Origin of the sequence: Paenibacillus sp. FSL M7-0656, assembly GCF_038003225.1 — a bacterium.
Classification (GTDB): domain Bacteria; phylum Bacillota; class Bacilli; order Paenibacillales; family Paenibacillaceae; genus Paenibacillus; species Paenibacillus amylolyticus.
Window position 1 is genome coordinate 5,691,663 of record NZ_JBBOOT010000001.1, and the last position, 12,435, is coordinate 5,704,097.

7 protein-coding genes and 1 tRNA gene are annotated in these 12,435 nt (G+C 45.0%); 6 read left to right on the plus strand and 2 right to left on the minus strand.

Features of this window, described 5'->3' with window-relative positions:
- Positions 1 to 238 precede the first annotated feature (238 nt).
- On the plus strand, positions 239 to 4,198 hold the full coding sequence (locus MHI01_RS25080) for a S8 family serine peptidase (protein WP_340984355.1): 3,960 nt from the start codon (positions 239 to 241) through the stop codon (positions 4,196 to 4,198).
- 128 nt (positions 4,199 to 4,326) lie between these two features.
- On the opposite strand, the gene MHI01_RS25085 is transcribed toward MHI01_RS25080, so the two are convergent.
- A complete protein-coding gene (locus MHI01_RS25085) occupies positions 4,327 to 5,556 on the minus strand; it encodes a CynX/NimT family MFS transporter (protein ID WP_340984357.1) in 1,230 nt (409 codons plus the stop codon).
- Positions 5,557 to 6,188: 632 nt separating this feature from the next.
- A tRNA-Arg gene (locus MHI01_RS25090) sits at positions 6,189 to 6,262 on the minus strand.
- Between the two features lie 189 nt (positions 6,263 to 6,451).
- Between MHI01_RS25090 and MHI01_RS25095 the strand changes: the two genes are divergently transcribed.
- The 5 genes from MHI01_RS25095 (at position 6,452) to ispG (ending at position 12,366) form a co-directional block, all read left to right on the plus strand.
- Positions 6,452 to 7,432 (plus strand): hypothetical protein, encoded by a 981-nt coding sequence (locus tag MHI01_RS25095; protein WP_370511445.1) that lies wholly within the window; start codon positions 6,452 to 6,454, stop codon positions 7,430 to 7,432.
- 138 nt (positions 7,433 to 7,570) lie between these two features.
- Entirely contained in the window at positions 7,571 to 8,911 is a 1,341-nt protein-coding gene (gene tig, locus MHI01_RS25100) for a trigger factor (RefSeq protein ID WP_340984358.1), read from the plus strand.
- A 379-nt stretch (positions 8,912 to 9,290) separates the two neighbouring features.
- Positions 9,291 to 9,881: an ATP-dependent Clp endopeptidase proteolytic subunit ClpP gene (clpP, locus tag MHI01_RS25105; protein ID WP_036605886.1), complete on the plus strand. Its 591-nt coding sequence runs from the start codon at positions 9,291 to 9,293 to the stop codon at positions 9,879 to 9,881.
- Between the two features lie 12 nt (positions 9,882 to 9,893).
- Positions 9,894 to 11,147: an ATP-dependent protease ATP-binding subunit ClpX gene (clpX, locus tag MHI01_RS25110; protein WP_036605887.1), complete on the plus strand. Its 1,254-nt coding sequence runs from the start codon at positions 9,894 to 9,896 to the stop codon at positions 11,145 to 11,147.
- A 121-nt stretch (positions 11,148 to 11,268) separates the two neighbouring features.
- The gene (gene ispG / locus MHI01_RS25115; RefSeq protein ID WP_017692591.1) at positions 11,269 to 12,366 is read left to right on the plus strand and encodes a flavodoxin-dependent (E)-4-hydroxy-3-methylbut-2-enyl-diphosphate synthase; all 1,098 of its coding nucleotides are present in this window, start codon (positions 11,269 to 11,271) and stop codon (positions 12,364 to 12,366) included.
- Positions 12,367 to 12,435 lie beyond the last annotated feature (69 nt).

Consider the following 12,435-nt stretch of genomic DNA (forward strand, 5'->3'; position numbering starts at 1 on the left):
TCAAACGACAAATAATTACAAATGGATATTTTTATCATACTGAAGACCCATATAAGTAATTTCTATATCATATTTGTAATTATTTAGAAGGAAAATGTGGTATTTTGATAGAATAATTTACCAAGGGTCAATCTTCTTGCAGATAGGCGGTGAAATTGGAGTGTGTATTGCAGTACGCACAAACAGCAGGAACCCATCATTTGGTGACGTATTCACATTTAAAAGGAGGGGCAAAGCCTTGAGTAAACGATTGATATCCACGTTATTAAGTGTTCTGATGGTCTTTTCCATTATTCTCCCCGCGGCTGGAGCCGCTCCCGCAGATTCAGTTATTCAGCTTGACAACTTACCCAGTACAGCCGAAGCCAAGCAATGGAGAGAGATTCTTGCAGGACGGGAAGCAAAACTTGCGGCAGATCCATTTTTGGATAAAAGCTTGGAAGGTCTGGGTGGAGAGAACACCCGAGTAATCGTTGAGCTTTCCAATAAACCTGTTGCAGTAGCGCAAGGTGAATCAACCCTCTCCGGAAAATCTTTTACCTCCTCTATGGAAACAAAGGCTGTGACTCAAGTTGAGCAACAACAACAGTCATTTGTACATAGCCTCACTCAGAAGAAAATCAAACATGAAGTATTGGAAGAATATGCATATGCCCTGAATGGTGTAGCGATTGAGCTTAAAGGAAACCAGGTGGGACAATTGCTTCAAATACCTGGCGTGGTCAGCGTATATCCTGACCTTGAAGTTACAATAGCGCCAGAGACAGATGAAGTGAACCCGTACATGAAAGACACAGCGCCTTTTATTGGTGCACCTGAAGTATGGGATCTGGGTTACAAAGGAAATGGCATCAAAGTGGGTGTCATCGATACAGGGATTGACTATGAACATCCTAATTTGCAGGAAGCTTACAAAGGCGGATGGGACTTTGTTGGAAACGACAATGATCCGTATGAAACAACATATCAAGAATGGAAAGGATCGGGCGAGCCTGAGCTTAACGAGCTTGGAAGCCCCTATTACACATCTCACGGTACGCACGTAGCGGGTACCGTTGCTGCTCGCGAAGCAGGGGACTACGGTATTGTTGGTGTGGCTCCTGAAGCAGATATCTATGCTTACCGTGTACTTGGACCGTATGGTAGTGGTCAAACCTCATGGGTACTCGGCGGAATTGATCGTTCTGTTCAAGATGGCATGGACGTAATCAATCTCTCGTTAGGTAACGCCGCCAACGACCCGAGTTATATCACTTCGGTTGCCCTGAACAATGCGATGTTGTCTGGTGTGACAGCGGTTGTGGCAAGTGGTAACAGTGGACCTAACCGTTATACACTCGGTTCTCCGGGTGCGTCTGCAATGGCCATTACGGTAGGTAACTCTACAGGACCTAGCCAGCTGATTACAGCCGATACTCACTTCTGGATTGGTGAGGAAGGCGAAGAGGCACAACCTGAACAACAACCGGTGCCAGAGGTTGAACAATCTCCTGAACTGGGTACGGCACCTGGAACAGAAGCACCAGAAGTTTCAGAGCAAGGTGTACCTGCAACTACTGATGAGGAAAGTGCAGCGGCTGTGGAGGACACAGTTTCTAACGAAGCTGAAGATCTGAATGTAGAAGAAGCTACAACGGAAGAAAATACTCCATCTGCATCACCTTCTGCACCCGTTGAAGCTTCTCCTGAAGCTGCTCCTGTGGAAGAAGAGTCTGTAATTGCTCCGACTGAAGCTCCACTGGCTATTACAGAGTCGGTTTACCGTCTGGATCTGATGGGATGGAGCCTGTCGGCAGACCCTGAAACTGTTTTGACAGGGAAATATGAGCTTGAATATGCAGCACTGGGTAAGCCAACTGATTTTGAAGGTAAGGATTTTACAGGTAAAGTGGCATTAATACAGCGTGGTGAAATCGCATTTGTAGAGAAAATCGCCAATGCCAAAGCAGCTGGAGCCGTGGCTGTTATTGTATATAACAACATTCCGGGTCCAATCGGTGTAAGTCTGGGCGATAACTTTGAACTCATTCCAACACTGAGCATGTCCAAGGAAGATGGAGATGTGATCAAGGCTGAGCTGGACGCAGGCCAAGCCGTTGAAGTGAGCTTTAGTGATTTTGAACGTTCACAAACTCCGGGCGATGAAATGAGCTCATCCAGTTCACGTGGACCTGCAAAGGTAACACTGGACATCAAACCGGATATTGTTGCACCAGGTACAAGCATTTTGTCTACGATTCCTGCCTACGGCAAGGATGAGCCAGACGCAGATTACGCACAAGCTTATGATCGTAAATCAGGTACAAGTATGGCTACACCTCATGTAGCAGGTTTGATTGCTTTGCTGATCGAGAAGCATCCGGAATGGACTCCATTTGATATCAAAGTTGCACTGATGAACAATAGTAAAGTGCTGGATACAACCAAGTTTGATGTATTTGATCAAGGTGCTGGCCGTATTCAGGCTGTTAATACCATTGATCCTGCGGCTTTTGTCAAAGTGCTTGATGTAACTCAATACACAGAAAGTGGCTCTGTTGTTGAAAAGGAGAATATCACCGGAAGTATCAACTACGGTAATTTCCTGAGCACAGATGAAAAGACGATTACCAAAACAATTAAAGTTGAAGCGCTGAATGGTAGTGGCGGGGATTACACCGTAAATGTGAATCCAACTCGTAATGTCGCTGGTGTATCCGTTGCGGTGGACAAGAGTTCCTTCACACTGAATGGTGAGGAAGAACTTGCAGTGACAATCACCGTTCCGCGTGGGGTTACTGCGACTACAGAAGCACAAGGATACATTGAGTTCTCGAACGGAACCAATACTTTTACTGTGCCATATGTTGCTCATTTCAACGTTACGTTGAGTGGGGTTAAATATATTGAAACCGTAAAAGGCACTGAGAAAAATCCATTCCACTATCCATTGAAGGCTGATGGTACATTGGATACGCTGAATGTTGCGATGGAATTCTATAATCCGATGACATTTGCCCTGATTGAGATCTATGATGGTCTTAATCCGGAAGGTGGATATTATCAAGATGGTTATATCGGCTCCATCTTTGGTAACTATTTTAACTTCAATGCCAATGCAAGATACAACCTTGCTTGGGACGGCTCATATGCAGACTACACAACCGATGAAGTGACTGAGATTCCGGATGGTTTATATACGGTAGACATCACTACTATTGGTACGGACGGCAAAACCTATAAGGAAGACACTTCGCCATTTTTGGTGAAAAAGACAGCTCCAGCTGTAACTGCACCAGAAGCGTTGGAGTTTAAAGAGGATGAGTCTGCTGTCCTTAACGGTAGCGTGGAAGACTTGTACTTCCGTGTAGCTCCTGCGCTTGCCAGCGGATGGGACATCACGTTTGATCCGGCCGCTTCTCTGGAAGCAACGTATGTTGTGAAAAAAGAGGATGGATCAGTTTATAAAGAAGGAGTCTTTGAAGTACAAGCTGATGGCAGCATCAGCCTTCCTTTGGAGGGAATTGAAGCAGGCGAGTATGCTGTTGAACTTACGGTAAAAGACCAACAGGGGCTTTCGGGTACAGCCAATACGGCACTGAAATTGGAAGCCGTGGAGACCGAACCTGAAACTCCGGCAACCAAGGCCCCAGGTACGCCTGTATTGTCTCACAATAACTGGGTAGGCAACGGCCTACCAGAGGGCGCGTATATCGTTACAATGAACCTGTGGTGGGGTGAGAACGCAACTAGCTACAAGTTATATGAGGACGGGGTTTTGGTAGATACGCAGAAGTTGACTTACAACGCGCCTTGGGCGCAGTTTGCTCAGACGAAGATCACGGGCAAAGCCAACGGCACGTATACGTACGTGGCTGAGCTGACCAACGACAAGGGAACAACGCGTAGTCAGACGTTGACTGTTCAGGTTACCAACGCAACGCCAGGCAAAGCGGTTCTTTCTCACGATAACTGGGATGGCGATGGCAATTATAAGGTGTCTATGAACCTGTGGTGGGGGACCAACGCTACAGAGTATCGTCTCTATGAAAATGATAAGTTGATCGATACGCAAGAACTCCGTTCGGCTACACCTTATGCGCAAAGTGCTGTGACTACACTGTCTGGGAAAACATCGGGCACGTATACGTATCGGGCAGAGTTAATTAACGCAGGCGGTGTTACCAGCACAGACACGATTAAGGTAAAAGTGAAGTAAGTTCATTCCTCATTGAAATTGATTAAAATGGATTCAATTAATGAAGGAATTGTTCTATGCAAAAACGGCCTCCATCCTGATTCGCAGGATGGAGGCCGTTTTGTTTTTTTTGTAAATGAATTATATGACTAACCGATCATCCTATTTTTGCTGGCTTGAATCCCTGCGATTAGCAAAGCGATGGCCAGAATGACCTGTATTAGCAACGGCAGGGTCCATCCTTTTGTCCAGTCATGAAGCATACCGAACAGTAAAGGTCCAACTGCCGCTAGCATATATCCGAAGGACTGGGCCATACCGGACAGGCTGGCAGCTTGTCTGGCATCTTTTGTGCGAAGGACGAAGAACATCGTTACCATTCCAAATGAAGCTCCAGCGCCTATTCCTGCCAACGTGACACCGATGGTAACGAGCGAAGCGATACCACTTAACAATAAAGCATACCCGACAATTAAAGAAGAGCACGTTATCGCGGTTAGAACACGCTGATCTCGCGTTCGGCCGGCGAGGATTGGAACGATAAAGGTAGCCGGTACACTAACCATCTGCATTAGGGATAGCATCCACCCTGCTGAGGTGGGGCTGAATCCTTGCTCAGCAAGAATTTCGGGAAGCCAGGTAATCGTTGTATAGAATATTAGAGATTGCAGACCCATAAATAAAGTAATGAACCAGGCCAGGGAAGAGGTCCGTAGACGTACAGGCGTCCCTTCACTCTGTGTGGCTATGAATAACATTCGCTGACGTCCTGCGGCGATCTGGGGGAGCCACAAGAGAAGCGCCAATATGGACAACAGGGCCCACATGCCTAACGAAGCACGCCAACCCATAGATGTGGCTCCTGCTAGGGGCACACTCACACCTGAGGCGATGGCGCCAAATATATTCATGGATACAGAGTATAATCCGGTGACGATACCTACCCGCAATGGAAAATCACGTTTGATCAAACTTGGCAAAAGCACGTTGCTTAATGCAATGCCGCACCCCAAAATTGCGGTTCCTGCATATAAGGAGAGAACGGAAGGCAACAAGCGTAATGCCACCCCAATGGTTACGATCATAACAGCCAATAGCAGAGCAGATTCGAGTCCTAACCGCTTGGCAAGACGTGGTGCAAAAGGAGAGACTGCTGCAAAGGCGAGCAAAGGAAGTGAGGTCAGAAGCCCGACCATTGAATGGCCGATACCTGTATCTGAGCGGATCATCTCCACAACGGGACCCGTTGCAGTGATCGGTGACCTCATGGTAGCGGCGATGACGATAATGCCTGCTAACAACAGGCCGAATCTTTTGGATGTCGAAGAATGTTCTTCCTCGGTATGGATAGATGAGTGTTGCTGTATTGAAGATGACATTGATAAAATCTCCTGTTTCCTAAGAAGTTAATATGTATGGATTGTTACATTACCCACTCCGTAAGCATAACATTCTATGTCAATGTTGAGCAATGAAATGAAAAAACACCCAATGGACTTTGGGTGTCTTGACTAGCCTGTGAACTTTAACGAATCCACGAGGTCTTATAATGGGTAAAACCGCTATTTTCAGATTCTAACGAACCTCAGCGACGTTAATCAGGCTACGAAGTGCGAATAAGTGAGTTAATACCCCAGAATGGTGAAATAAGTTCTCTAAGATTCGTTAGAATTCCACAATGCTGAATTTGGAGCAAATAAAGTGTCCTGTGTTCGTTAGAACATCGATACTTCAACGTGTTGCTTATAGAATGAGCAAATACGGATGCTCCAATGCAACGACATAGAGCATGTAACGAAGCGAATGCTCCGACAAACCGTTGGGGTTTTCATCCCCAGAACACAAAAAAAGCTTCCCGAAGGAAGCTTCTTTTTAATACGTCCCAGGAGGGATACTCTCCTTGCAGTCGAGACTGCGAAGTGGTGCTAACGAAGAGGATGCTCCGACGAACCGTTGGGGTTCTCATCCCCAGAACGCAAAAAAAGCTTCCCGAAGGAAGCTTCTTTTTATACGTCCCAGGAGGGATTCGAACCCCCGACCGACGCCTTAGAAGGGCGTTGCTCTATCCAGCTGAGCTACTGAGACATGAATTTTTTCAAGCAAAATTGATTTTATCATATGCATACAGGAATATCAAGCGTTTTATTTTGAATTATTTTTCGTATATGATATTTAGCGGCAGTAACGTTTTTTTCATTATATTTAAGGTTATGTTAGAATATCAGGAGAACTCAGAAAATAGATCAACAATCGTTTTAATATATACATCTATTTATGTTGATTCCGACTGGAGATTCAGGATATAGAGGAGGTGCTCCCATTAAGGAATCCACGACCCCGGAAACCGAGCATAACAACAATATTGTGCTGTTTCCTAAGACGCTGGACTATTACCAGATTCAATTGACAGTTATGCTTGAAAATGAACGGTATGGTGAAGCGATGAAATTGCTTCACTTTTTGTTGCAATGTCAGGGACAGGAAGAGCGCCATTATGATGAATGGCGGGCTCTGCTCGAATGGCTTCAGGCTGCGTTTCCTCAATATGAAGAAACCTCGCCTGCCGTTCTTGAAGAACGAGAAGAGGAAGAAGAGATTAGTGAGGAAGACATGGCACGGCAGCATGCCCGAATGAAGCTTGAACAGGATGATGGTTATGCAGATAAGATGCTTCGCACAGTAATGGAGGAGCCGCTGTCTGAACAGACGATGCTGGCTTTGGAGCAACTGGCCTATCTTGATCTACCGAAGATTGACGAGGCACTTACGAGTTGGTTAAAAGATAAGTCGCTTCACCCTCTGCTTCAATTTCGGGTGTTGCAAACCTTGCGTCGACGAGGTGTTCAAGGTATGATCCTGTTTACGAGAGGCGAAGAGCAGGTTGAAGTCGAGATCGACACCGTGCCTCTTAGACCAGAGGAATTCCCGCTCCAAATCGTTCAGATTCTGGAACGAGTGGCAGATCAGACGGAGGTTCATGAACCTACGCTCTTTTATTTTGCCCAGGAACTGTGGATACAATATGTCATGGCGGTGTATGGAACCCGTGATTATGTATCGATGCTGGAAGAAAATGATTCCATGACAGATATATGGGCAGCAGCTCTACATATGACCGTTGCAGACAGTCTGGGTGGTTCGCATGATGAGGAAAATACCCGCTCAATGTATGCTGTGACAGGCGCGATGCGCTTTCGACTGGAACAGGCTTATCGTTCTATGAAACAGTTTGTATCTGCCGGTTTGGATGGTTAATCGAGGCCGGAAACGTTTTCCTTAAACTGTATCAAGGGATTCCCCTTGAAAAAGAATCTAATCTTGTTTATACTAAAATGGTTATTTTGTACGTGATTGCCTACGTGAACATGTGAATTTTGGAGGGGAAAGTATACAATGAAAGCAACTTGGGAAAAGATAGAGAAGAACCTTGGGGTTCTTGAGGTTGAAGTGGATGCAGATCGTGTAACTGCAGCACTCGACAAAGCTTTTAATAAAGTGGTTAAACAAGCAAACGTACCTGGATTCCGTAAAGGTAAAGTACCACGTTCCATTTTCGAAGCACGTTTTGGTGTAGAGAGCCTTTATCAAGAAGCAATCGACATTTTGCTTCCTGAAGCTTATACAGAAGCAATCGACCAAACGGATATCTTCCCGGTTGATCGTCCTGACGTAGATGTTGAACAATTTGCTAAAGGACAAACATTCAAGTTCAAAGCAAAAGTAACTGTGAAACCTGAAGTTACTCTTGGTGAGTACAAAGGAATCGAAGTTGCTGTAGCAAAAGGTGAAGTAACTGACGCAGAAGTGAATGAAGAACTTGAGCGTCTTCAACAACGTCACGCTGAACTCGTTGTAATTGACGAAGGTTCCGCTGCTAACGGCGACGTTGCAGTAATCGACTTCGACGGTTCCGTTGATGGTGTACCTTTCGAAGGTGGACAAGCTGAGCGTTATTCCCTGGAACTGGGTTCCAACACATTCATTCCTGGATTTGAAGAACAAGTTGTGGGTCTGTCCACAGGCGACTTCAAAGACGTAGAAGTGACTTTCCCAGAGAGCTACCATGCAGCAGAACTTGCTGGCAAACAAGCGGTATTCAAAGTGAAAATTCACGAAATCAAACGCAAACAACTTCCTGCATTGGATGATGAGTTTGCTAAAGATGTTAGCGAATTCGACACACTTGAAGAGTACAAAGCTGATCTGAAAACACAATTGGAATCCCGTAAAGCTGACGAAGCCAAAGCTGCACAAGAAAATGCAGTTGTAGAAAAAGTGGCTGAGAACGCTGAAGTGGACATTCCTTCTGCAATGGTAGAGAGCGAAGTACAAAACATGATGCGTGATTTCGACAACCGTCTTCGCAACCAAGGGATGAACCTTGAAATGTTCCTGAGCTTCTCTGGCCAGACACAAGCTGACCTGAGAGGACAAATGCAAGAAGATGCTTCCAAACGTGTTCGCAATAACCTGGTGCTTGAAGCTGTAGGTAAAGCGGAAAACATTGAAGTGTCTGATGAAGAAGTGAATCAAGAACTCGAAAAAATGGCTGAATCTTACAAGCGTCCTGCTGATGAGATCCGTGGCATCCTCGAGGGTAATGGTTCCCTGGACAGCCTTCGTGATGAAGTAAAACTGCGTAAAACGATTGACGTTCTCCTTGAGAACAGCACAGTTGTTGAACCGGTTGAAGCTCCAGCTGAAGAAGTTGTTGCAGAAGCTGACGAAAAATAAGACAAGCTGTTATCAACTTGTCAGTTGAATAAACGATAAGGCACGTGAATTATTGCGTGCCTTATTTTTAAATTATGACATCCATTTTATAGAAAATGAAGTAATTATATGGATGAACACTATTTTTATTGATCCGCGTACACTTTTTACATACCTATGTACTTCATGCAAATAAAAAACGGCAAGACGGCATAGGATGGCTTCAATTTGCACATACATAGAAAACATGGTTAAATATGATCAGGCTAAAAAAGTAAACAAATTGATGTCTCACCCCTCTTGTGAAAAATGACATTGTCACAGGAAAGTGTTAGAATGAATTTGGGTTTGCTTTACAGGTGGCCTATGTCTAATTACATGTAGAAAAGAGGTTGGTCTCATGAGTCTGGTGCCAATGGTTATAGAACAAACCAATCGAGGCGAGCGGTCTTACGATATATATTCACGTTTGCTGAAAGATCGCATTATCTTTCTAACCAGTGCGATTGATGACGATGTAGCCAATCTTGTCATAGCACAGCTTTTGTTTTTGGCAGCCGACGATCCTGAGAAGGATATCAGCTTGTACATTAACTCACCTGGTGGTTCTGTCACCGCAGGGATGGGTATATACGATACGATGCAATTTATCAAGCCGGATGTATCTACCATTTGCGTAGGGATGGCAGCAAGCATGGGCTCGTTATTGCTGACAGCCGGTGCACCTGGCAAGAGATATGCGCTGACAAATAGCGAAGTAATGATTCATCAGCCGCTTGGCGGCATTCAAGGACAGGCTGCGGATATTAAGATACACGCAGAATGGATTATTAAAACACGTCAGAAACTGAATCAAATATACGTCGATCGTACGGGTCAGCCTCTTGAGAAAATTGAGCGGGATACCGACCGTGACTTCTTCATGAGCGCTGAAGAAGCTAAGACGTACGGCATTATTGACCAGGTGCTCAGTAGACCGATCAATTCCTAAAGGGGTGGTTTCATGTTTAAATTTAACGATGAGAAAGGGCAATTGAAATGCTCTTTTTGCGGTAAATCTCAGGAGCAGGTACGCAAGTTGGTCGCTGGACCAGGCGTGTACATCTGTGATGAATGTATCGAACTTTGCACCGAAATCGTTGAGGAAGAACTTGGTCATGATGAAGAAGTAGACCTGAAAGATATTCCGAAACCAAAAGAAATTCGTAATATTCTGGACCAATATGTTATTGGACAGGAACAAGCGAAAAAATCATTGTCTGTTGCGGTGTATAATCACTACAAACGGATCAACACACAAAGCAAAATTGAAGACGTTGAATTGTCAAAGAGTAACATTTTGCTGTTAGGGCCAACAGGTTCTGGTAAAACGTTGCTTGCGCAAACGATGGCAAAAATTTTGAATGTTCCTTTTGCTATTGCGGATGCTACGTCATTAACAGAAGCGGGTTATGTGGGTGAGGATGTAGAGAACATCCTGCTCAAACTGATTCAAGCTGCTGATTATGATGTGGAAAAAGCAGAGCGTGGCATTATTTATATCGATGAGATTGATAAAGTAGCGCGTAAATCCGAAAACCCATCCATTACTCGTGATGTATCGGGCGAAGGTGTGCAACAGGCTCTCTTGAAAATTCTTGAAGGAACTGTGGCTTCTGTACCACCACAAGGTGGTCGTAAACACCCTCATCAAGAATTCATTCAGATCGATACAACAAACATCCTGTTCATTTGCGGCGGTGCCTTTGATGGTCTGGAGCAAATGATCAAACGCCGGATCGGTAAAAAAGTCATTGGCTTTAATACCGTTTCTGAGCAAAAAGATCTGAAACCAGGTGAATACCTGGGTATGGTATTGCCGGAAGATTTGCTGAAATTTGGTCTGATTCCGGAATTTGTAGGCCGTCTGCCAGTCATCTCCACTTTGGAGCCGCTGGATGAAGATACGCTGGTACGGATTCTTTCCGAACCAAAAAACGCGCTTACCAAACAGTACCAAAAACTGCTTGAACTTGATAATGTGAATCTGGTATTTGAACCAGCTGCATTGCTTGCGATTGCAAAAGAAGCAATTAAACGTAACACAGGTGCACGTGGATTGCGTGCCATCATTGAAGGTATTATGCTGGAAATCATGTATGAAGTGCCTTCACGTGAAGATGTTACGAACTGTGTCATTACCGAAGAAGTTGTTGAGAAAAGAGTCGTGCCTGAACTAAGCCAATCGAAGGACGATAAGCAGGAAGAGAGCGCCTAATAAAAGGCCTGAATCCCGTTGAACTCTGAAATATAGACTTGTCAGTTCTCCACTTTGGCAGAAGGCGAATTCTTGTCTCTGTCAGGGTGGAGCTTTGACGTTGTGGGGAGAGAAATCACTCATGTATTTAAGACAGGATACACGTCCCGTGAAAGTGGGAAACGTAACGATCGGTGGCAGTAACGAAGTCATTATCCAAAGTATGTGTACAACCAAAACGGCAGACGTTGAAGCAACGGTTGCAGAGATTCTGCGACTGGAAGAAGCGGGCTGTCAAGTGGTACGTGTAACGGTGAATAATGAGGAAGCTGCCGCAGCCATCAAGGAAATCAAAAAACGCATTAATATACCGCTCGTAGCGGACATTCATTTCAACTATAAGCTGGCTTTACTTGCGATTGAGAACGGCATCGATAAAGTTCGGATTAATCCAGGTAACATCGGTAAACGTGCAAAAGTGGAAGAAGTGGTTAAGGCTTGTAAAGACCGCGGCATTCCGATTCGGATTGGAGTAAATGCGGGTTCTTTGGAAAACCATCTCCTTGAGAAGTATGGGTATCCTACGGCAGATGCTATGGTAGAAAGTGCATTGTATCACATTGGTATTTTGGAAGAGCTTGATTTCCATGATATCATCGTGTCTCTCAAAGCATCAGATGTGCCGATGGCAATTGAGGCGTATACCAAAGCAGCTCAAATCATTCCGTATCCGTTGCATCTCGGGATTACCGAAGCAGGTACACTGTTCTCCGGTACAATCAAAAGCTCCGCAGGTATGGGAGCTCTATTGTCCATGGGTATTGGTTCAACGATGCGGATCTCACTGAGTGCGGACCCGGTAGAAGAAATTAAGGTCGCTCGTGATCTGCTCAAAACATTTGGACTTATTACAAATGCAGCCACATTGATCTCCTGCCCAACGTGTGGACGTTTGGACATCGACCTGTTCTCCATTGCCAACGAAGTGGAAGAGTATATCTCCAAACTGAAGGTGCCGATTAAAGTATCGGTGTTGGGTTGTGCGGTTAATGGTCCAGGTGAGGCCAAAGAAGCGGATATCGGAATTGCCGGTGCTCGTGGAGAAGGTCTCTTGTTCCGTCATGGTAAGATGATTCGTAAAGTGCCTGAAGAAATCATGGTTGAGGAATTAAAAAAAGAGATCGACAAAATCGTCGAAGCCTACGAAGAGACAGGTGTTATTCCTGGTCGTTCGCACTGATTGATTCATATCTTGTTACAACAAAAGCTCGCCAGCGATGGCGGGCTTTTTATTTTCTCGCATACAAAT